The organism is Streptomyces sp. 7R007 (assembly GCF_054850255.1).
In genome coordinates, this window is record NZ_JBTWMV010000002.1 from 86,540 (window position 1) to 107,541 (window position 21,002).

The following is a 21,002-nucleotide window of genomic DNA, read 5'->3' on the forward strand; positions in this document are numbered from 1 at the left end:
ATCAGGACGACATTCATTGTGAGTATAGGTAACAATGAGCTATGCTCCGCCAGTCTCCGTCCTCTCACTCCCCGTAGGAGCCCATGCACCCCGACCACGAACCCCGCTGGACACCGCCGGCCGACGCCAAGGGCCAACCCCGGCAGGTGCGCCGCATCCTGGCACTCTTCCGCCCCTACCGCGGGCGCCTCGCCGTCGTCGGCCTCCTGGTCGGCGCCGCCTCCCTGGTCTCGGTCGCCACCCCCTTCCTGCTGAAGGCGACCCTCGACGTCGCCATCCCGCAGGGCCGCACCGGACTGCTCAGCCTGCTCGCGCTCGGCATGATCTTCAGCGCGGTGCTGACCAGCGTCTTCGGCGTCCTGCAGACGCTGATCTCCACCACCGTCGGCCAGCGCGTCATGCACGACCTGCGCACCGCCGTCTACGGGCGCCTGCAGCGCATGTCCCTCGCCTTCTTCACCCGCACCCGCACCGGCGAGGTGCAGTCCCGCATCGCCAACGACATCGGCGGCATGCAGGCCACCGTCACCTCCACCGCCACCTCCCTGGTCTCCAACCTGACCAGCGTCGTCGCCACGATCGTCGCGATGGTCGCCCTGGACTGGCGGCTGACCCTCGTCTCGATGGTCCTGCTGCCGGTCTTCGTGTGGATCAGCCGCCGCGTCGGCAACGAACGCAAGAAGATCACCACCCAGCGCCAGAAGCAGATGGCCGCGATGGCCGCCACGGTCACCGAGTCGCTCTCGGTCAGCGGCATCCTGCTCGGCCGCACGATGGGCCGCACCGACTCGCTGACGAGGTCCTTCGCCGAGGAGTCGGAGGGCCTGGTCGACCTGGAAGTGCGGTCGAACATGGCCGGTCGCTGGCGGATGGCCGTCATCACGATCGTCATGGCCGCCATGCCGGCCGTCATCTACTGGACCGCGGGCGTCGCGCTCCAGGCGGGCGGCCCGGACATCTCCATCGGCACGATCGTCGCCTTCGTCTCGCTGCAGCAGGGCCTGTTCCGCCCCGCCGTCAGCCTGCTGTCGACCGGCGTCCAGATCCAGAGCTCGCTCGCGCTCTTCCAGCGCATCTTCGAGTACCTCGACCTGCCCGTCGACATCACCGAGCGCGACAACCCGGTCCACCTCGACCAGATCAAGGGCGAAGTCCGTTTCGAGGACGTCGAGTTCCGCTACGACGACAAGGGCGGCCCCATCCTCGACGGCATCGACGTCCACGTCCCCGCGGGCAGCAGCCTCGCCGTCGTCGGCCCGACCGGCGCCGGCAAGTCCACCCTCGGCTATCTCGTCCCGCGGCTGTACGACGTCACCGGCGGCCGCGTCACCCTCGACGGCGTCGACGTCCGCGACCTCGACTTCGACACCCTCGCCCGCGCGGTCGGCGTCGTCTCGCAGGAGACGTACCTCTTCCACGCCTCCGTCGCCGACAACCTCCGCTTCGCCAAGCCGGACGCCACCGACGAGGAGCTGTACGCGGCGGCCGAGGCGGCCCAGATCCACGACCACATCGCGTCCCTGCCCGACGGCTACGACACGGTCGTCGGCGAGCGCGGGCACCGCTTCTCCGGCGGTGAGAAGCAGCGCCTGGCCATCGCCCGCACCATCCTGCGCGATCCGCCGGTGCTGATCCTCGACGAGGCGACCAGTGCCCTGGACACCCGCACCGAGGCCGCCGTCCAGGAGGCCATCGACGCCCTGTCGGCCAACCGCACCACCCTCACCATTGCGCACCGCCTGTCCACCGTCCGCGGGGCCGACCAGATCGTGGTCCTCGACTCCGGGCGGGTGGCCGAGCGCGGCACGCACGAGGAACTGCTGGAGCAGGACGGGCGGTACGCGGCGCTCGTACGCCGGGATGTCCAACTGGAACCGACAAGCTGAAAATATGCCGGGTTTGTGACGGTATGCGGGTTAACGTGCCCGCATGTACCCCACCACACCGCCACCGAGCAGCCGCAAGGCTCGAAGCACTCGGAAGACGATTCGACTGACGCGCAGGGGCCGGCTCGCCCTCGTCGCGACCGGAGCCGTCGTGGCCGGCACCGCCGTGGCGGTGCCGCTGCTGAGCCTGGAGAGCGACGGGGACACCCGGCCCACCTCACTGGTGATCCCGGAGGGCTGGCGGGCGAGCCAGGTCTACGATGCCGTCGACAAGGCCCTCGCCCTGCCCGCCGGCAGCACCAGGAAGTCCCTGGCGAAGGCGAACCTGAAGCTGCCCGCCGACGCGGAGGGCAACCCGGAGGGCTACCTCTTCCCGGCCACGTATCCGCTCGAACAGAACGGCAAGCGGGCGACGCCCGAGTCCCTGCTGTCGTTCATGGTCGACACCGCGAACAGGAAGTTCAACGGCGCACCCGTCGCGGCCGGCGCGCAGCGCAACGCCATGAACGTCTACCAGGCGGTCACCATCGCGAGCATCGTCCAGGCCGAGGCGGCCTCGAAGGCCGACATGGGGAAGGTGGCCCGGGTCGTCTTCAACCGGCTGGAGCGGGGGATGCCGCTGCAGATGGATTCCACCATCAACTACGCCCTCCACCGCGCCACGCTGAAGACGACCGGCGACGACACGCGCATCGACAGCCCCTACAACTCGTACCAGCGCATGGGGCTGCCGCCCACGCCGATCGACAACCCGGGCGAGGAGGCGATGCGCGCCGCCATCAACCCGCCGCCAGGGGACTGGCTGTACTTCGTCACGGTCAAACCGGGGGACACCCGCTTCACCGCCGACTACGCGGAGCACCAGCGCAACGTGGCCGAGTTCAACGCCCTCCAGGCCGGCACACGTCCGCCGAGGTGACGCGTCAGGCGGCCACCGGCTCGGGCTCCGCCAGCAGCCGCCTGATGTCCCGGACGGCGGCCCGGCCGGCGCGGTTGGCGCCGATGGTGCTGGCCGAGGGGCCGTACCCGACGAGATGGACCCGCGGATCGGCGACCGCGCGCGTGCCCTCGACCCGGATGCCGCCGCCCGGCTCACGCAGCCGCAGCGGGGCGAGATGGTCGATGGCGGCCCGGAAGCCGGTGGCCCACAGGATGACGTCGGCCCGCACGTGCCGCCCGTCCCGCCACTGGACGCCGTCCGGCACGATCCGGTCGAACATGGGCTGCCGGTCCAGGACGCCGTCGGCGATGGCCTGCCGGACGGAGTCGTTCAGCGGCAGCCCGGTGACCGACACCACGCTCTTCGGCGGCAACCCCTGCCGCACCCGCTCCTCCACGAGCGCGACCGCCGCCCGGCCCGCGTCCTCGGTGAAGGGGCCCTCGCGGAAGACCGGCGGGCGCCGGGTCACCCACGTGGTGGAGGCCGCGTACGGGGCGATCTCCATCAGGTGCTGCGTGCCGGAGGCGCCACCGCCGACCACGACCACCCGCAGCCCGGCGAACGCCTCCGGGCCCGGGTACTGCGCGGTGTGCAACTGCCGCCCCCGGAAGGACTCCTGGCCGGGATGGCGCGGCCAGAACGGCCGGTCCCAGGTGCCCGTCGCGTTGATCAGCGCCCGCGTCGACCAGTTCCCGTCCGAGGTCTCGACGAGCAGCCGCCCGCCCTCGCCCTCGCGCACCGCCCGCACGTCGACGGGCCGCCGCACGCGCAGGTCGAAGGCGCGCTCGTAGTCGGCGAAGTACGCGGCGATCACCTCGGAGGAGGGCCGCGCCGGATCGGCGTCCGTCAGCTCCTTGCCGGGCAGCGCGTGCATCCCGTGCACCTTGCCGTACGTCAGTGACGGCCACCGGAACTGCCAGGCGCCGCCGGGGCCGGGGGAGTGGTCCAGCACGACGAAGTCCCGCTCCGGCTCGAAACCGGTGCGCCGCAGGTGATAGGCGCTGGACAGACCTGCCTGACCTGCGCCGATGACGACGACGTCGACCTCGCGCGTGTTGTTCACGCTTCTACCAACGGTCGTGAAGGCGTGGATCTTCCCGTGTGGATCGCCTGGGTGCGCGGCGCCGTGCGTCAGGATGGGAGGCATGTCAGACGCCTTCACCACCCGAGTCCTGAACGTCACGTCCGGCTCCAGTGAGCGGATCGTGGACCTCACCCACGACTGCGAGGCGTTCCTCCGGGACGCCGCCGCGGGCCGCGACGGGCTGCTGAACGTCTTCGTCCCGCACGCGACCGCCGGCATCGCGTTGATCGAGACGGGCGCCGGCAGCGACGACGACCTGCTCGCCGCGCTCCACACCCTGCTCCCCGCCGACGACCGCTGGCAGCACCGCCACGGCAGCCCCGGTCACGGCCGCGACCACGTCCTGCCCGCCCTCGTCCCCCCGCACGCGACCCTGCCGGTGGTGGGCGGCCGGCTGGAGCTGGGGACGTGGCAGTCGGTGTGCCTCGTCGACACCAACAGGGACAACGCCAACCGTCAGGTGAGGTTGAGCTTCCTGGCCTGAGACGACCCGGCGTGACGGCTGCGGCAGCGACGCCGGGCCCGGTCCCGGGGCCCGTCGCAGCCTTCGTCGTCGTCGGGTGAGGGCCTCAGCGGACGCCCGGCTCTGTCTCCGCCGTACCGGCGCACCCGCAGCTGCCCCGCCGTACCACCGTCACGGGAAGCATCACCGACCTCGGCTCGGTTTCCCGTGCCCCGCTCAGCCGCCTCATCAGCAGTTCCACCGCCTCCTCTCCCATTCGCAGCATGGGCTGGCGCACCGTGGTCAGCGCCGGACGCACCAGGCGGCTGAGGGGAATGCCGTCGAAGCCGGTGACCACCACGTCCTCCGGGACGCGCAAGCCGCGCTCCTGAAGCGCGTGCAGGGCGCCCACGGCCATCTGGTCGTTGGCGAAGACGAGGGCCTCGGGTCGTCCGGCGTTCCGGGCGAACAGGGTGTCCACGACCCGCGCGCCCTCGGCCTGGGTCATCATCCCCACCCGCAGGTCGGGCTCGTCGCCCACCTCCAGTCCGCCGGACCGGCAGGCCGCGAGATAGCCGCGGAAGCGGGCTTCCACGTCCGGGGACTCCTCCGCCGAGCCGACGTAGGCGAGGCGGCGCAGGCCGTGGTCCTCGACGAGGTGCCGGGTCAGTTCCAGCTGGCCGTCGAAATTGGCGACCTCGATGTGGTCCAGGTGGTCGGCTCCCTCCCGGGGCCCGGCCAGCATCACCACCGGCTGACGGCGGGAGATGACCTCCAGTTCCTCCGTCGGCACCGTCCGGGCGAGCACCGCGAAGCCGTCGACGCGCCCGGCGACCTTGGCCACCAGACTCTCCGGGCCGCCTTGCAGGGACGCGGCGATGAGCAGCGCGTAGCCGTGGCGGCGCGCGGCGCGCTCCATGCCCCGGATGATCTGGTCGGAGTAGAGCATGGCGGCGTCCTCGTCCTCCGCCTCGGTCGCCTCCGCGTCCGGGTCGGAGTAGTCCGGGAAGCACAGGCCGAGGATGCCGGTGGAACGGCTGGCGAGCCCGCGGGCGTTGCCGCTCGGCACGTAGCCCAGTTCGCGGGCCGCCGCCAGCACGCGCTCACGCGTCTCGGCGCGGACGGAGTCCGGGGTGCGGTACACCCGGGAGACGGTGGCGATCGAGACCCCGGACCGTTCGGCGACGTCGTACACCGTGGGGGCGTTGCTCACGTAAAGGGACTCCCGGAGTGGTGGGCGTGCACGCGCATACGTTTGTAAGCGCATTCATTTTAGGTCCTGTCCCGATGGCCGGGCAAGAGACACCGGCGCCCGTCACGGGCGCGAAGGGAGCCCCGGGAGCTCAGATGCCGAACCGCTCCCTGCCCAGCAGGGGCCGCACCCGGGAGCGGAACCCTCCCGTGCGGAAGGGGCGTTGGAGCAGTCCGGGACGCAGGTGCTGGGCCAGCGCCGCGGCGATCATGCCCTGGTCCAGGGCGAGGACGAAGTCGCTGACCAGGCCCGTCCGGACGTTCACGGAATCCCGGAAGCCGTAGCGGTCGTCGTACGCTGCGAAGTCCCGGTCGAGCGCCCGGAGGTTGGCGACGGCCTCCTCGGCCGCCTGGGGCAGGGCGAGGAAGGAGGCGTGCGGGGTGACCACGCCCAGGGAGTCGTAGCCGTCCTCCTGCATGCCGATGGCGTCGACGCCGTACTCGCGGTATCCCCCTTCGGGGATGCTGGCGGGGGAGAAGCCCCAGTAGCCGTACCTCTCCTCGTCCAGGCCGTGTTCGATCTGGCTGCGGACATAGCGTTGGTGCGTGGTCCCCCAGGAACGCGGCGACCACTCCGCCTCGGGCACGAACAGGGGCACCATCAGGGCCTCGAACATCGAACCGCCCCAGGTGGGGACGAGGTCGCGGCCGCGGTAGGTGTAGTGGCCCTCCCAGACGCGCACGCCGTCGACCGTGACGTAATCGCCCTCGGGCTCCTGCTCCTGCCCCATGCCGGGCAGCAGGGTGCGAAAGAGGTGCCAGTAGTGCTCGGCGGGCAGCGAGCCGTCGGCTATGCCGAGGTAACTGGCCATGCGGGGCTCGGTGTTGAGAGCTCCGTAGTGGTGGCCGGTGGGCTCGCCCTTGCCCGGCTTGTCGGGCCAGTAGCCGCCGCGCAGCTGGCCGGGTCCCGCGACGGGATCGGCGGGGTCGTAGGGGGTGTAGAAGTACGACCAGTCGGCTGCGTCGAGGAGGCGGGCGACGCGCGGGCGCAGCGCGGGGTCGGCGTCGGCGGCGATGCGCAGACCGGTGATCAGCCAGGCGTTGTCCACGGTGGACAGGAACGGGCGGACCGCGCTGCCGTTCTCCGGCCACGTCGTCAGGACCGAACCGTCATGGGCGTCGTACCAGTTGAACCAGAAGCCGTGCGCGCGCTCCAGCCGCTCCACCGCCGCCACCATGCGCGCGAGGCGGTCGTGCATGCGGGAGGGGGAGAGGACGCCGAGACCGGCCGCGGCCACCGTGGACCACAGCCCGCAGCCGATGTTGGTGGGCGAGGTCTGCGAGGAGGGGACGGGCGCGCCGGCGCCACTGACGTCGATCTTGTCGGCGGCCAGGCCGAACTCCGTGGTCATGGCCGTGATCGAGCGGTACGTCGCCTCGAACCAGGTGCGCAGCAAGGCGCCGTCGGGGGCGGTGCCGGCCCGGGTCGCGGTGCCGGCGAAGGCCGTGGGGCCGCCGGCGCAGACGGCCGCTGCCGTGCCGGTGGCGGCCGTGAGGAACCTGCGACGGTTCATGCGGGATCAACTCCTCGATGGGGCGGGCGGGGACGGGAGCCGGCGGGTGTCAGGGGACCGCCGGCTCCCGGGTACGTAGGCTCCCGGGTACGCGGGGATGCGGGGATGGGGTGCGTTCAGGCGGTGCCGCGCGGCAGCCGGCGGCTGCGGCCGAGGCCGCCGAGCCATTCGGCGGACGGCCTGGGGGTGCGTGCGAAGGTGACCGGGTCGACCGCGATGAGGCCGAAGGTGGGCTTGAAGGAGCCCCACTCGTAGTTGTCCAGGGCGCTCCAGGCCAGGTAGCCCCGGACGTCGACGCCGTCCTCCAGGGCGGCGGCGACCGCCGCGAGGGCGCCGGTGTAGTAGTCGACGCGGCGGCTGTCGTCGCTGGTGGCGATGCCGTTCTCGGTGACGATCAGCGGCATGCCGGCGCCGGCGATCCGCGCGGTGTGGCGCAGGGCGTGGCCGACGGCGGCCGGGTAGTACTCCCACTGCGTCAGCGTGCGCTCGGCGTCCGCGGGTGCCGGAATCGGGCCGTCGGGCCCGATCCGGGTGCGGGTGTAGGACTGGACGCCGATGAAGTCGTCGCCGCGGGCCGCCTCGATGAAGACGTCCTCGCGGGGGTGGCGGTAGGCGTCGGCGACCTCCTCGGCGCCGGGCAGCGCCTGGTAGACCTGGTTGGCGATGGTCCAGCCGACCCGGATGTCCGGGTTGACGGCCCGCACCGCCTTGACCGCCGCGTGGTGCGCCGCGATCACGGCGCTGCTGGTCTCGCGGTCCGGGAACGGCAGCCCGGCGGGCGGGAAGCCCCGCTCGCCGCGCCTGGCGAGGCCGGCCATCACGGCGATCATGTTGGGCTCGTTGATGGTGCACACGTGGCCCACTCCGTGGGCGATGATCGGCGCGCAGTGCTCGACGTACCGGGCGAACAGCTCCACGGCGCCGTCGGCGGTCCAGCCGCCGAGGTCCTCGAACCAGCGCGGCACGGTGAAGTGGTGCAGGGTCACCATCGGGCGCAGCCCGCGGGCCAGGGCGCCTTCCACCATGCGGCGGTAGTGCGCGATCTCGGCCCGGGAGAAGGCGCCGGGGACCGGCTCGATACGGGCCCACTCGACGCTGAAGCGGTAGTCGGTGAAGCCGAGGCGGGCGAGCAGGTCCATGTCCTGCTCCCAGCGGTGGTAGCTGTCGCAGGCGTCCAGGCTCGGCTCCTCGATGCCGGCCGCCGGGTCGTGCTCCTTGCGCCACCAGTCGCTGTTGACGTTGTTCCCCTCGATCTGGTGGGCGGCGGTGGAGGCACCCCACAGGAAGCCGTCGGGGAAGGGGAGGGAAGTGTGCGTCATCGTCCGTTTCTGTCTGTGTGAGCGGGGCGCGTCTGTCTGCGTGAGCGGGGCGCGATCGGTCTGTCCGGGCGGCGGGCCGGTCACTTGAGGCCGGCGGTGGCGATGCCCTGGGTGAAGTGGCGCTGGAGGACGGCGAAGACGACCAGGACGGGCAGCACGACCAGCAGCGAGCCGGCCATGAGCATCCCGTTGCCGCCGGCGACCGTGCGGTTGGGATCGTTGGCGAAGGTCGCCAGCGCCACCGGAAGCGTGTACTTGCCGGGGTCGTTGGTGGCGACCAGCGGCCAGACGAAGTTGTTCCACGAGCCGAGGAACGTGAAGATCGTCAGCGTCGCCAGGGCGGGCTTGACCAGGGGCAGCACGATGCGCCAGAAGATGTACCACTCGCCCGCGCCGTCGATCCTGGCCGCCTCCAGCACTTCGTCGGGCACCGACTGCATGAACTGCCGCATCAGGAAGACACCGAAGGCGCCCGCGGCGAACGGCAGGACGAGCCCGGCGTAGGAGTCGATGAGGTTCAGCTCGCTCATCAGCACGTACAGCGGAAGGATCAGCAGGTTCGCCGGCACCATCAGCGCCGCGAGCACGACGCCGAAGACCTTGGAGCGGCCCGCGAAGTCCAGCTTCGCCAGCGCGTAGCCGAGCATGGAGCAGAACAGCAGATTGCAGACGGTCACGAGGACGGCCACGATCAGCGAGTTCAGGAAGTAGCGCGGCATGTCCAACTGGTCCAGCAGGGCACGGAAGTTGCCCAGTGTCCACCGCGTGGGCAGCCACACCGGCGGGCTGGCCGTCAGGTCCCGCCGGGTCTTGAAGGCGGACAGCGCCATCCAGAGGAACGGCGTCGCCATCACCAGCAGGCCCAGCGAGGCGAGCAGGTACATCAGGGGCCGGCGGGCGCGGTCAGGCCGGCGCAGGTCGCTGGGGGCGCTCATCGGGTGTTGTCCTTCAGCAGTCGGAGCTGGAGCACCGTGATGCCCATGATCACCACGAACAGGACGTACGCCATGGCGCTCGCATAGCCCATGTGGAAGAAGTTGAAGCCCTCTCGGTACATGTCCAGGGACACCGTCAAGGTGGCGTTGTCGGGTCCGCCCTGCGTCATCACGAAGGGTTCCTCGAAGACGTTCAGATAGCCGATGGTCGTGATGACCGTGGCGTACAGCAGCGTCGGCCGCAGCAACGGCACGGTGATGCGCCGCAGTTCCTGCCAGCCGCCGGCGCCGTCGAGCCGTGCGGCCTCCCGCACTTCGGCGGGAATCGCCTGCAGCCCGGCGATGAACAGCACCATGACGGTGCCCAGGTTGCGCCAGACCGCCAGCAGGATCAGCGAGGGCATGGCCCAGGTCTCGGAGCCGAGGAAGTCCGGTGCCTTCGCGCCGAGTTCGGCCGCGAGGCCGGCCACCAGGCCGTCGGTCGGGTCGAGCACGAAGCGCCAGACGACGGCCACCGCGACGATGGAGGTGACGACGGGGGCGTAGAAACCGACGCGGAAGAAGGTGCGGGCCCGGTCGATGCCGTTGTTCAGCAGCAGCGCCACCAGCAGGCCGAGCACGATGGTCAGCGGCACTCCGACCACCACGAAGTAGGCGGTGTTGAACAGGGCCGTGAGGAAGGTGTCGTCGCTGAAGAGCTTCGTGTAGTTGTCGAGGCCGACGAACTGCGCCTCCAGCGGCTGCCGGACGTCGCGGACCCCGAAGTCGGTGAAGCTCATCCAGAGCGTCGCCACGATCGGGAACAGCATGAAGACGCCGAACAGCACCAGGAAGGGCGTGGAGAACAGCCAGCCGTGGAGGGTGCGGCGGCCCAGCGAACGCGGTCGGCCGTGCGGCCGCGATCCGCTGTCCGGCGACGGGGTACCGGTTGCGCGGCGGCTCTTCGACACGGCGGTGTCGTCCGCGGCCGGTCCGATGGAGAGCGACATGCCGGTCAGCCCACCAGGTTCTCGATCTCGGCCTGCGCCTTGTCCAGGGCCGCCTTCGCCGAGGACTTGCCCTGGCTCACCGCCCCGATCGCGTCGTCGACCTTGGCGGTGATCTCGGTCCCCTTGGGCTCGGCGGGCAGCGCCTGGGCGGTCTCCATCTGCTTGCGGAACACGTTCATGGTCGCGTCGGTGGCGAGCTCGCCCGTCTTCCACGCCGCGGTGTTGGCGGGCAGGTCCTTGGTGCGCTCGTACCAGTCGGCCTGGCCCTTGGCGTCGGTGAGGTAGCCGATGAACTCCTTGGCGGCGGCCTTGTGCGTGCTGTCCGCGGAGATCGCCAGACTGGATCCGCCGGAGTAGGACCCCGAGGTCTTGTCCGTCGGCACGTTGGCCACGGCCCACTTGCCCTTGAGGCCGGGGTAGTTGTCGTCGAGGAGGCCGACGACCCAGGGGCCGCTGAAGAACATCGGTACGGTGCCGGTGTTGAAGTCCTTCGTGACGTCGTAGCCCGGCCGGAACGTCTTGTCGCTCAGCCCCTTGGAGAAGTAACTGCCGTAGTTCTCCAGTGCCTTGACGGCCTCGGCGCTGTTGACGACGGGCTTGCCGTCGTGGTCGAGGATCGCTCCGCCGGCCGAGTACAGGAAGGGGTAGAAGCTCTGTACGGCGTCCAGTCCGCTGGGCTGGATGGACAGCCCCCACTTGGAGCCGGCCTTGTCCTGGTAGGCCGCGGCCGCCTTCTGCAGGTCCGCCATGGTGGCCGGGGCGCCGTCGAGACCGGCCTTCTCGGCCAGGTCGGTGCGGTAGAAGAGGACGCGGGTGTCGACGTACCAGGGGACACCGTAGACCGTGCCGTCGTAGACGCCCTGGTCCCAGGCGGCCGGGAAGAAGTCGCCCTTGTCGAAGACCTTGGTGTCGACCGGTTCCAGAGCGCCCATGTCGGCGAACTCGCCCAGGTAGCTGGAACCCATCTGCATCACGTCGGGCAGCTTGCCCGCGGCGGCCGCGGCGACCAGCTTCTGGTGGGCGACGTCCCAGCCGATCGGGGTCACCTTGACGGTGACGTTCGGGTGGGCCTTCTCGTACTGCTCGGCGACGTCGGCGAGCTTCTCCCCTTCCGTGCCCATGGCCCAGACGGTCAGCGTCTGCTTCGCGCCGGCGTCGACGTCCGAACCCCCTTTGCCTCCGCACGCGGTCAGAGTCAGGGCGGACGCCGCGACGAGGGCGAGGAGAGGGGTTCTGGCGGCGCGGTGCATGGGGTGCTCCTCCTTGAGCCTGGCCGATGTATGCGCTGTCTGTAAGCGCATACATCACTCTGTGGGAACCGCCGGAGTGGTGGCAAGTGGGTCGCCGATAACGCTCTCGTAACGGCCCGGCGGTGGTGAGAGGTAGATATGTCAGGGTTCGCGCGATTTTCACATGCGGGATAAGAGGCCGGCGGGAGGAGGCGCCTCGGCTGGTGAAGTTGCCGTCCATCGAGCGGGCGTCGGCGTCCGCTTGGTTCTCGATCCGGCCGGGGTGAAACCCTCAGGTCCTTAGATCAGGTGCTTCGAAGGAGCCGGACCCGTGAGAGCGGCCTGGGACCTCGGTGCTGCTCGGACCGAGGCACGCGGACCCCGTGGGCGGTTGCCTTCGCGAAGTTTGGCGTCAGCGAACAGGGGCAGTGGTGAGACCGGAGTCGTAGGGAGGGTCGGCATGTTGAGGACCGTCCGGGAGCAGGCGTCCGGCCTGACGAGGGATCAGCGCAACGCCTTCGTCGCCGCCTACTTGGGCTGGGCGATGGACGCCTTCGACTACTTCCTGGTGGTCCTCGTCTACAGCGAGATCGCCGACGACTTCGGCGTCTCCCTCACCGACATGGCCTTCCTCACCACCGCGACCCTCATGATGCGCCCCGTCGGCGCCCTGCTCTTCGGCATGTGGGCCGACCGCAAGGGCCGCCGCGTCCCCCTCATGGTCGACGTCGTCTTCTACTCCGTCGTCGGCTTCGCCTGCGCCTTCGCCCCCAACTACGCCGTCCTGCTGGTGCTGCGCCTGCTGTACGGCATCGGGATGGGCGGCGAGTGGGGCCTCGGCGCGGCGCTGGCCATGGAGAAGATTCCCGCAGCGCGGCGCGGCTTCTGGTCCGGTCTGCTGCAGAGCGGCTACTCGCTGGGGTACCTGCTCGCCGCCGTGGCGTTCTTCGTCATCGAACCCGCCTTCGGCTGGCGGGGGTTGTTCGCCTTCAGCCTGGTGCCGGCGCTGGTCGCGCTGTGGGTGCGCGCCCGTGTGGAGGAGAGCGAGGTGTGGGAGAAGAGCGTCGCGGTCAACCGCACCCCCGCCTACCAGGTGTTCAGGAACCCGGCGGTGCTGCGGCGGTTCGTCTACCTCGTGGCGCTGATGACCGCCTTCAACTGGATGTCGCACGGCACCCAGGACGTCTACCCGACCTTCGTCAAGAAGGGCCTCGGACTGTCCCCGGACACGTCCATCGCCATCGCCGTCGTCTACAACGTCGGCGCCATCATCGGCGGTGTCCTGCTCGGCGCGTACTCCGAGCGGCTGGGCCGCCGCCGCACCATCATGGTCGCGGCGGCCGCGGGTCTGGTCGTGGTCCCCTTCTTCGCCCTCTCCACGCAGGTGGGCTGGCTCATGCTCTCCTCCTTCCTGATGCAGGTGTGCGTCCAGGGAGCCTGGGGCGTCATCCCCGCCCACCTGACCGAGATGAGCCCGGACGCGATCCGCGGCTTCTACCCGGGCGTCACCTACCAGCTCGGCAACCTCATCGCCGCCCTCAACCTGCCCATCCAGGAGGCCATCGCCGACCGCCACGGCTATCCGGCGGCGCTGACCTGGACCGTGGTGCCCGCCCTCACCGCGGTGATCGTCCTCAGCGCGGTCGGCAGGGAGGCGAAGGGCATCCGCTTCGGGAGCACGGGGGACCGGGCGCCGAGCGCGGCGGCGGCGGACAGCGCGTAGGGCGTCAGGAAAGACTGGCCGGCATGGAGTTCTTCTGCTTCCACCGTGACCGGCCCGGTGCTCTGGCGCTGCGGTACGAACTGCTGGAGGCGCACTGGTCGTACATGGACCGGTACGCCGACGAGATGATCGCCCGCGGTCCGACGACGGCCGACGGGGAACCCACGGGCAGTGTGCACATCCTCGAACTGCCGGACGGCGCCGCCGCGCGGGCGTTCGCCTTCGACGAGCCGGGCTACCAGGCCGGTGTCTACCGGGACGTGCTGCTGCGCCGGTGGCGCAACGCGCTCGGGCGGACCATGTGGGAGTTTCCCGGCGGCCGCAGCGGTGGCAACCGGTACCTGGTGCTCGGTCTCGGGTGGGGGCAGGCGGTTGATCTCGATGTGCCGGCCGACCGGGACTCCCTGATCGCCTACGGGCCCCTGCTGTCCGACGACGGTGCCGCCTGGCTCGGAACGGCGGCCCTGGTCCGGGCGCCGGACCCGGCGGCGGCCCGGGCCGTCCTGACGGTGGAGCAGTATGCCGACGTCGAGGTCCGCGCCTGGCAGTTCGGCGGGCGCGATCAGGGAATCGACGTTCCTTTCCGCGTCAGGAGCTCGTGAGGACGACGAGGCGCTGGGTCGCCCGTGTCATCGCCACATACCGGTCCACCGCCCCCTCGATCCCCGCCCCGAACCTCTCCGGGTCGACGAGGACGACCAGGTCGAACTCCAGGCCCTTCGAGAGTTCCGGCGTCAGCGACTGGACGCGGGGGCGGGCACGGAACGCGGGGGCGCCGATGACGCAGGCGGTGCCCTCCGCGTGGGTGGCCAGCCAGGTGTCGACGGTCGTGTCCAGGTCGGCGGTGGAACCGTGGGTCACGGGGACACCGGTGCTGCGGATGGACGTCGGTACGTTGGCGTCGGGAAGGACGGCACGGATGACCGGTTCGGCCTGCGTCATGATCTCCTGCGGGGTGCGGTAGTTGAGGGTGAGGGAGGCGAGGGTGATCCGGTCCAGGCCGATCCGTTCGAGCCGTTCCCGCCAGGACTCCGTGAAGCCGTGCCGGGCCTGGGCGCGGTCGCCGACGATGGTGAAGCTGCGGGACGGGCAGCGCAGCAGCAGCATCTGCCATTCGGCGTCGGTCAGTTCCTGCGCCTCGTCGACGACGATGTGCGCGAACGGGCCGGCGAGCAGGTCGGGTTCGGCGGTGGGCGGAGCGTCCGTGTCGATCAGGGTGTTCTGCAGGTCCTGGCCGGTCAGCATCGTCATCAGCATGCGCTGCCAGTCGTCGTCGGTCCGCAGCAGGTTCTCGGTCACCTGGGCCCGGTAGGCGCGTTCGGCGGCGGCTTCCGCCTCCCGCCGGCGCCTGCGCCGGGACGCCCGCGGGTCGCCGAGCCGCTGTCGCGCCGCGTCCAGCAGCGGCAGGTCGGAGACCGTCCAGGCCTGCGGGTCGGCGCGTTGCAGCCTGCGTACCTCCTCGGGCGTGAGCCAGGGAGCGCACAGGCGCAGGTACGCCGGTACCGACCACAGGTCGCCGACCAGGTCGGCCGCTTCCAGCAGCGGCCACGCCCGGCCGAGCGCCGCGTCGAGCTCCTCGTCCTGCCGCAGCGCCCGCGCGAACCGGTCGGGCGGGACGTCACCGTCGTACTTGTCGCGCAGGATCGCGACCAGCTTCTCCCAGACCTGGTCGCGCGCCTCGTTGTGCGGCGTGCCCGGCTCCGGGGACTCGAAGGCCTCGGCCCAGTCGTCGGCGGTCAGCACGAGGTCGGACCAGTCGACGGTCACCGTCAGCGGCTCGGTGGGCGGCTCCTCGTAGAACGCGACGGCCTTCTCGATCGCCTTCACCATGTCCGCCGACGCCTTCAGCCGGGCCACCTCCGGTTCGCTCTCCACGCCCGCGGTGGCCCCCTCGGGGACCAGGTCCCGCAGCAGGCACGTCTGCACGCCCTCCTCGCCCAGACTGGGCAGGACGTCGGAGACGTAGGCCAGATAGGGGCGGTGCGGGCCGACGAACAGCACCCCGCCCCGGCGGTGACCGAGACGCGGGTCGGAGTAGAGCAGGTGGGCCGTGCGGTGCAGGGCGACGACGGTCTTGCCGGTGCCCGGCCCGCCGTCCACGACGAGCGCGCCCCGCGAGCCCGCCCGGATGACGGCGTCCTGGTCGGCGGCGATGGTGGCGAGCACGTCGCGCATCCGCGCCGACCGGCCCGCGCCCAGGCTGGCGATGAACGCGGACTGGTCGTCGAGCGCCGCGCGCCCCTCCAGGCCGTCGGCGTCGAACACCTCGTCCCAGTAGTCGCTGATCCGGCCCTCGGTCCAGCGGTACCGGCGGCGGCTGACCAGGCCCATCGGGCGGGCGTGGGTCGCGGCGAAGAAGGGTTCCGCCGCGGGGGAGCGCCAGTCGATCAGCAGCCGGCGTCCCTCGCCGTCGGTGAGCCCGAGCCGTCCCACGTACACGGGCTCGGGGTCGCCGGCGCGGACCATGTGCCCCAGACACAGATCCAGGCCGAAACGGCGCAGGGTGCGCAGCCGTCCGCCCAGCCGGTGGACCTCGATGTCCCGGTCCATCGCCTGCTGGCCCGTACCGCCCGGCGCCTTCAGCTCGGCGTCGAGACGCTCGGAGAGTTCGGCGATCGTCTGCCGCAGACACTCCGCAACCGCCGCGAAGTGCCGCTCGTCCTGGGCGATCAGGGCCGGATCGGCCTTCGCGGAGAGACGGTCGGGCAGGTTGAACGCGCCGGTGGTCTGGTGGTGGGGTGGGTCGAACGCGCCGGTGGTCTGGTGGTTGGGCGGGTGGAGCGTGCCGGTGGTCTGGTGGTTGGGCGGGTGGAGCGTGCCGGTGGTCTGGTGGTGGGGCGGGTGGAGCGTGCCGTCGGTCTGGTGGTTGGGCGGGTCGAGCGTGCCGTCGGCCGGGTGGTCGGGCGGGTCGAGCGTGCCGTCGGCCGGGTGGTCGGGCGGGTCGAGCGTGCCGTCGGTCCGGTGGTGGGGTGGGTCGGACGCGTCGGTGGCCAGGTGGTCGGGCGGGTCGGACGCGTCGGTGGCCAGGTGGTTCGCGTCAGTGGGTCCCATCCGCGGCCACCTCCTCCAGCAGCAGCTTCGCGGCCGTCGCCGCCCCGTCGGTGCGGACCGTGCCGGACACGGCGGTCGCGCGGGCGCGGGTCTCGGGCGTCAGGGCCGTGCCGAGCGCGGCGGAGAGGGAGCCGAGGGTGGGCGTCGGGCCGTCGTGCGCCGCGCCGATGCCGAGCTCGGCCACGCGCCGCGCCCAGGACGGCTGGTCCGCGATCTGCGGTACGACCACCTGCGGCGCCCCCGCTCGGGCGGCGGCCTGCGTGGTGCCCGCCCCGCCGTGGTGCACGACGGCGGCCACCCGGGGGAACAGCGCCTGGTGGTCGGTCTCGCCGGCCACGAAGCAGTCAGCCCCGTCGTCGACCGCGGCCAGACCGGCCCAGCCCCGGGAGAGGAGGACGCGGCGGCCGTGGGCGCGCACCGCCTCGACGGTCACCCGGGCCAGGTCGGGCGCGGCCTGCATGGCCATGCTGCCGAAGCCCACGTACACCGGAGGCTCGCCGGCTCCCAGGAACGCCTCCAGGTCGTCGGGAAGCGGGCGGGCCTCCGGCAGGAACCAGGCGCCGGTCTGGACGAGGTCGAGATCCGTGAGGTGCTGCCACGGCGCCAGGACCGGGTCGGCCGCCAGCAGCGCCAGGCCGTCGAAGGCGTAGTCCCGCACGCTCTCCAGGGGCGGTAGGCCGAGCGCGTCCCGGTGGCTGTTCTCCGCCTCCAGGTAGAGCGCGTTGACCCGCTGGTCGTCCTGCCGCCACAGCACCTTGAGGTCGGTCTCGTCCGGCGACGACGGGGTGCCCGGCCGCCTGCCCGGCGGGAAGTGCTTCGAGGGCAGTCCGAACGGGTGGAAGCACGCGAACGCGTAGCGGATGCCCAGCTTGTCGGCCACCGAGTGCGCGCCGGAGGGCATCAGGCCGGTCGCCAGCAGCAGGTCGGCTCCCTCGGCCGCCGCGGTGAGCGTGCCGAACCGGGCGGCCACCAGCTCCGGCGCGAGCCGGAACGCGTCCGCCGCCGTCGGCGGTCGCTCACCCCGCACCACCGACCCCACCGTGGGACCGAGCGGCACCAGCTCCAGGCCGACCCGGTCCAGCAGCGTCACGAACTCCTCGTCCGGCGGGGCGCACACCCGCACCTCCGCACCGAGTTCCCGCAACCGCACCCCGAGCGCCGCCAGCGGTTCGACGTCACCGCGCGAGCCCCAAGTCGTCAGCACGACACGCATGCCTGTTCCCCCATTTCCGCAGGTCGTGGTCCAGGCAGGCGATTCTGCGGTACACAGGGGGCCTTGCCGCAAGCCCCCCTGTGTGTTATAAGTTGAGAGTGGCAAGGAGAGGATGACCTCCTTGCCTTTTCTGTTGCCCTGAGCGTTTCCCGTTGCCCTGACCCGTCATGCCGTCCCGTCATACTGGCCCGATGTGCTGGAGTGCGACGGCCGACCTGGTGGCGGGCAGCGGCATCGCTGCCGTAGGAGCGGTCTGCGTGGCCCGTACGCGCCGGCGGCGTGATCTGCCGCTCGCCGCGCTGCCGTTGCTGCTCGGCGCCCACCAACTCGTCGAGGCCGCCGTCTGGCACGGCGGCGGGGGCACCGGCCCGGCCACCGTCGCCTGGGCGGTCATCGCGCTGCCCCTGCTGGCGGTGTGGGTGCCCGCCGGGGTGCTGTGCGCCGCGCCCCGACGCGCGCTGCCCCGGCTGGCGGGGCCCGCGGCGGCCGGCGCGGCGACCGCCGCGGGGCTGGCGTACGCCCTCGCCACCCGACCCGTCCTAGCCGAGATCCGCGGCCACACCGTCGGCTATGCGATCGGCCTGTCGCACCCCCAACTGCTGATCGCGGGCTACCTTTTCGCCACCGTCGGCGCCCTGCTGCTGTCCGGCGACCGCCGGCTGACCCTTCTCGGCGTGCTCGTCGGCGCGGGCGCGCTGGTCTGCTGGGCGCTGTGGCGGTTGGAGTTCGTCTCGACGTGGTGCGCGGTCGCGGCGGTGTGCTCGGTGGTGGTGTACGGGTGGGTGCGACGGGAGCCGGCCGGGACGGTGGGCGAGGCGGGGCGGGTACGGGCCGGGTCCCGGCGACGGGACGCGGCATGACCGTGCCACAGCGTCGCCGGGTCGCCAGGCACCGGGTTGCCGGGTGCCAGGCGTATCTCGCGGCCCAGCGGTGAAAGCGGCCGACTGCTGACGGCAAATCCTTCCCGGCGGTCCCGCCCCGCCCCGCTCCGGCGTCCGGTGTGCCGGGCGCCGCGCTGGTGTGCCCGGCCATGCCTCCCACCGCAGGCCGTGACAGCGATGCTCATCCGCCAACGGGCGTTCCCGGCCAGGGAGATGACGCGCGGGAGCCGTCAGTAGCGCGCCGCCACCGCCGCCAGATACCCCCGCAGCATCACCTTCGCCTCCTTCAGCAACTCCCCGTCACCGCCCGCGTCCCGCCGGAACGCCTCCTGGGCGAGGGCGTCGGCGGCGAGGATCGCCGCGTGGCAGGCGCGGGCGAGGGCGGCGTCATCGCGGGCGACGCCGAGGGCGAGCAGGACGCGGCGGACGCCGTCGGCCATACGGCGCTTGTGCTCGCGGTCGGCGGCGCGGGTGCGTTCGGTCAGGCCGCTGCCGAACCACAGGGCGCGGAAGCCGTGTTCGGTGCGGTACAGCCCCGCGTAGGTGTCCACCAGAACGCCGACCGGGTCCTCCCACGCCCGCGCCGCCGCGGCCTCGACCAGGTCGTCCATGACCGCTTCCAGCTTCGTGAAGTAACCGGCCGCCAGGGCGTCGATGATCGCGTCCCGGTCCGGCAGGTACTGGTACAGCGACCCGATCGACACCTTCGCCTCCGCGGCGACCCGCGTCGTGGTCAGCGCCTCCACCCCCTCCCCGACCAGGACCCGTTCGGCGGCCTGCAGCACCCGCGCCAACCGGGCCCGGCTGCGCGCCTGTTGCGGGGTACGGCGCAGGGGAGCGGCCCCGCCGGGACGTGCGGTCGGCTCTGCCACCCACAACCTCCAAACCTGAACGTGACTTTGTTTCAGGTTTAGGTTACGGTCACGCACATGACCGACTCAAGCTCGGAGCCGGGTCGGGAGCGGGCCGCCGTGGCGGACGCCTGCCGTCGCCTGGGAGCCGCGGGCCTGCTCATCGGCACGGCCGGGAACGTCAGCGTGCGGGTGGGGGAGCGGGTCGCCGTCAGCGCGACCGGAGCGGTCCTCGCCGAACTGACCGAGGATCAGGTGACCGTCGTGGACCTCGACGGGACCATCGTCGCCGGCACCCTGGAGCCGACCTCCGAACTCGACCTGCACCTCGGCGTGTACCGGCGCTACGGCACTGGCGCGATCGTCCACACGCACGCCCCGATGGCCACCGCCCTGTCCTGCATGCTGGACGAACTGCCCTGCATCCACTACCAGTTGCTCGCCCTCGGTGGCACCGTACGGGTCGCGCCGTACGCCACCTTCGGCACCCCCGAACTCGCCGCCTCCGTCATCACCGCCCTGGAGGGCCGCAGCGCCGCCCTCATGGCCAGCCACGGTGCGCTCACCCACGCCCCGACCCTCGACCAGGCCGTCGAACACGCCCTGCTGCTGGAGTGGGCGTGCGGGGTCTACCAGCGCGCGGCGGCGCTCGGGCAGCCCCGCGTTCTCGACGAACAGCAGCAACTCGCGGTCATCGAGGCCGCGATCGCCCGCAACTACGGCACCACCCACCCCGTGCAGGAGGGACAGCGATGAAGGTCGTCACGATGGGCGTGCACGTACTGGACGTACTGGTACGGCCGGTGGAGGAGATACCCGAGGGCCAGGGTGCCACCCTCGTCGAGGACATCCGCATGACCGCCGCCGGCACGGCCGCCGGCACCGCGCTGACCCTCGCCAAGCTGGGCGCCGAGGTCCGCACCGCCGGCGCCATCGGCACCGACCCCACCGGCGACCTCCTCGTCCAACTGCTGCAGAAGGCCGGTGTCGACACCGAGTTCCTGGTCCGCCGCATCGACACCGCCACCTCGGCCACGGTCCTGCCCATCCGCCCCAACGGCGAGCGCCCCACCCTCCACCTGCTCGGCGCCAACGTCACCTACGGCCTCGACGACGTGCCCTGGGACGCGGTCGCCGAGGCCGGCCACCTCCACCTCGGCGGCCCGGAGCTGATCGGCGCCGAGGTCGCCGCGCGCATCCTCGAACACGCCAAGGAACACGACGTGATCACCTCCGTCGACCTCCTCGCCCCCGGCGCGCTCGGCACCTTCGACCAGATCGAGCCGCTGCTGCCCTACGTCGACCACCTGCTGCCCAACGACGACCAGGTCCTCGGCTTCAGCGAGGAGGAGGACCTCGTCACCGGCGCGAAGAAGCTCCTCGCGGCCGGAGCGGGCGTCGTCGCCGTCACGCGCGGCGCCCAGGGCGCGCTGCTGGTGACGGCGGACGGCACCGAGGAGGTGCCGGCCTTCGAAGTCGACGTCGTCGACACCACCGGCTGCGGCGACGCCTTCTCGGCCGGCTACCTGCGCGGCATCGACCTCGGGCGCACCCTGCGCGAGGCCGCCGTCCTCGGCAGCGCCTCCGCCGCCCTGGTCGCCCAGGGCCTGGGCAGCGACCACGGCGACTTCGACCTGCCGGAAGCCGACGAGTTCGCCATGACCCACAAGACCCGGACATGACCGCAGGCGCGT

At 71.8% G+C, this 21,002-nt stretch carries 18 protein-coding genes; 8 read left to right on the forward strand and 10 right to left on the reverse strand.

Features of this window, described 5'->3' with window-relative positions:
* Positions 1-83: 83 nt before the first annotated feature.
* Both ACYF6T_RS03760 and mltG read left to right on the forward strand, forming a co-directional pair.
* A complete protein-coding gene (locus ACYF6T_RS03760) occupies positions 84-1,886 on the forward strand; it encodes an ABC transporter ATP-binding protein (RefSeq protein ID WP_461693356.1) in 1,803 nt (600 codons plus the stop codon).
* A gap of 43 nt (positions 1,887-1,929) precedes the next feature.
* Positions 1,930-2,805: an endolytic transglycosylase MltG gene (gene mltG, locus ACYF6T_RS03765; RefSeq protein WP_461693357.1), complete on the forward strand. Its 876-nt coding sequence runs from the start codon at positions 1,930-1,932 to the stop codon at positions 2,803-2,805.
* A 4-nt stretch (positions 2,806-2,809) separates the two neighbouring features.
* On the opposite strand, the gene ACYF6T_RS03770 is transcribed toward mltG, so the two are convergent.
* On the reverse strand, positions 2,810-3,889 hold the full coding sequence (locus ACYF6T_RS03770; RefSeq protein ID WP_461693359.1) for an NAD(P)-binding domain-containing protein: 1,080 nt from the start codon (positions 3,887-3,889) through the stop codon (positions 2,810-2,812).
* An 82-nt stretch (positions 3,890-3,971) separates the two neighbouring features.
* On the opposite strand from ACYF6T_RS03770, the gene ACYF6T_RS03775 reads away from it, so the two are divergent.
* A complete protein-coding gene (locus ACYF6T_RS03775; RefSeq protein WP_461693360.1) occupies positions 3,972-4,394 on the forward strand; it encodes a secondary thiamine-phosphate synthase enzyme YjbQ in 423 nt (140 codons plus the stop codon).
* 85 nt (positions 4,395-4,479) lie between these two features.
* Here the strand turns inward: ACYF6T_RS03775 and ACYF6T_RS03780 are convergent, their stop codons facing one another.
* The 6 genes from ACYF6T_RS03780 to ACYF6T_RS03805 form a co-directional block, all read right to left on the reverse strand.
* Positions 4,480-5,619 (reverse strand): LacI family DNA-binding transcriptional regulator, encoded by a 1,140-nt coding sequence (locus ACYF6T_RS03780; RefSeq protein WP_461693362.1) that lies wholly within the window; start codon positions 5,617-5,619, stop codon positions 4,480-4,482.
* 76 nt (positions 5,620-5,695) lie between these two features.
* Complete coding sequence (locus ACYF6T_RS03785) at positions 5,696-7,117, reverse strand: glucoamylase family protein (RefSeq protein WP_461693363.1); 1,422 nt, start codon at positions 7,115-7,117, stop codon at positions 5,696-5,698.
* 116 nt (positions 7,118-7,233) lie between these two features.
* Positions 7,234-8,436 (reverse strand): glycoside hydrolase family 1 protein, encoded by a 1,203-nt coding sequence (locus ACYF6T_RS03790; protein ID WP_461693365.1) that lies wholly within the window; start codon positions 8,434-8,436, stop codon positions 7,234-7,236.
* Between the two features lie 80 nt (positions 8,437-8,516).
* Positions 8,517-9,371, reverse strand: coding sequence for a carbohydrate ABC transporter permease (locus tag ACYF6T_RS03795; RefSeq protein WP_461693366.1), 855 nt, complete (start codon positions 9,369-9,371; stop codon positions 8,517-8,519).
* Complete coding sequence (locus tag ACYF6T_RS03800) at positions 9,368-10,360, reverse strand: carbohydrate ABC transporter permease (RefSeq protein WP_461693368.1); 993 nt, start codon at positions 10,358-10,360, stop codon at positions 9,368-9,370. Before ACYF6T_RS03800 ends, ACYF6T_RS03795 begins: the two co-directional genes overlap by 4 nt.
* A gap of 5 nt (positions 10,361-10,365) precedes the next feature.
* Positions 10,366-11,610, reverse strand: coding sequence for a sugar ABC transporter substrate-binding protein (locus ACYF6T_RS03805; RefSeq protein WP_461693370.1), 1,245 nt, complete (start codon positions 11,608-11,610; stop codon positions 10,366-10,368).
* A gap of 439 nt (positions 11,611-12,049) precedes the next feature.
* Here ACYF6T_RS03805 and ACYF6T_RS03810 point away from each other — a divergent pair, with 439 nt between their 5' ends.
* Positions 12,050-13,312, forward strand: a complete 1,263-nt coding sequence (locus ACYF6T_RS03810; RefSeq protein ID WP_461693371.1) for an MFS transporter — start codon at positions 12,050-12,052, stop codon at positions 13,310-13,312.
* A gap of 23 nt (positions 13,313-13,335) precedes the next feature.
* The gene (locus tag ACYF6T_RS03815; protein WP_461693372.1) at positions 13,336-13,914 is read left to right on the forward strand and encodes a YciI family protein; all 579 of its coding nucleotides are present in this window, start codon (positions 13,336-13,338) and stop codon (positions 13,912-13,914) included.
* Here ACYF6T_RS03815 and helR read toward each other — a convergent pair.
* Positions 13,901-16,363: an RNA polymerase recycling motor ATPase HelR gene (gene helR / locus ACYF6T_RS03820; RefSeq protein ID WP_461693373.1), complete on the reverse strand. Its 2,463-nt coding sequence runs from the start codon at positions 16,361-16,363 to the stop codon at positions 13,901-13,903. The two genes, ACYF6T_RS03815 and helR, sit on opposite strands and share 14 nt — an antisense overlap.
* Positions 16,350-17,576, reverse strand: a complete 1,227-nt coding sequence (locus ACYF6T_RS03825; RefSeq protein WP_461693374.1) for a glycosyltransferase — start codon at positions 17,574-17,576, stop codon at positions 16,350-16,352. The genes helR and ACYF6T_RS03825 overlap by 14 nt, the downstream gene beginning before the upstream one ends.
* A gap of 191 nt (positions 17,577-17,767) precedes the next feature.
* On the opposite strand from ACYF6T_RS03825, the gene ACYF6T_RS03830 reads away from it, so the two are divergent.
* A complete protein-coding gene (locus ACYF6T_RS03830; RefSeq protein ID WP_461693375.1) occupies positions 17,768-18,436 on the forward strand; it encodes a DUF6629 family protein in 669 nt (222 codons plus the stop codon).
* Between the two features lie 251 nt (positions 18,437-18,687).
* Here the strand turns inward: ACYF6T_RS03830 and ACYF6T_RS03835 are convergent, their stop codons facing one another.
* Positions 18,688-19,329, reverse strand: a complete 642-nt coding sequence (locus tag ACYF6T_RS03835; protein ID WP_461693376.1) for a TetR/AcrR family transcriptional regulator — start codon at positions 19,327-19,329, stop codon at positions 18,688-18,690.
* A gap of 57 nt (positions 19,330-19,386) precedes the next feature.
* Here ACYF6T_RS03835 and ACYF6T_RS03840 point away from each other — a divergent pair, with 57 nt between their 5' ends.
* Complete coding sequence (locus ACYF6T_RS03840) at positions 19,387-20,064, forward strand: class II aldolase/adducin family protein (protein WP_461693377.1); 678 nt, start codon at positions 19,387-19,389, stop codon at positions 20,062-20,064.
* Positions 20,061-20,990, forward strand: a complete 930-nt coding sequence (locus tag ACYF6T_RS03845) for a carbohydrate kinase family protein (protein WP_461693379.1) — start codon at positions 20,061-20,063, stop codon at positions 20,988-20,990. The genes ACYF6T_RS03840 and ACYF6T_RS03845 overlap by 4 nt, the downstream gene beginning before the upstream one ends.
* Positions 20,991-21,002: the final 12 nt, after the last annotated feature.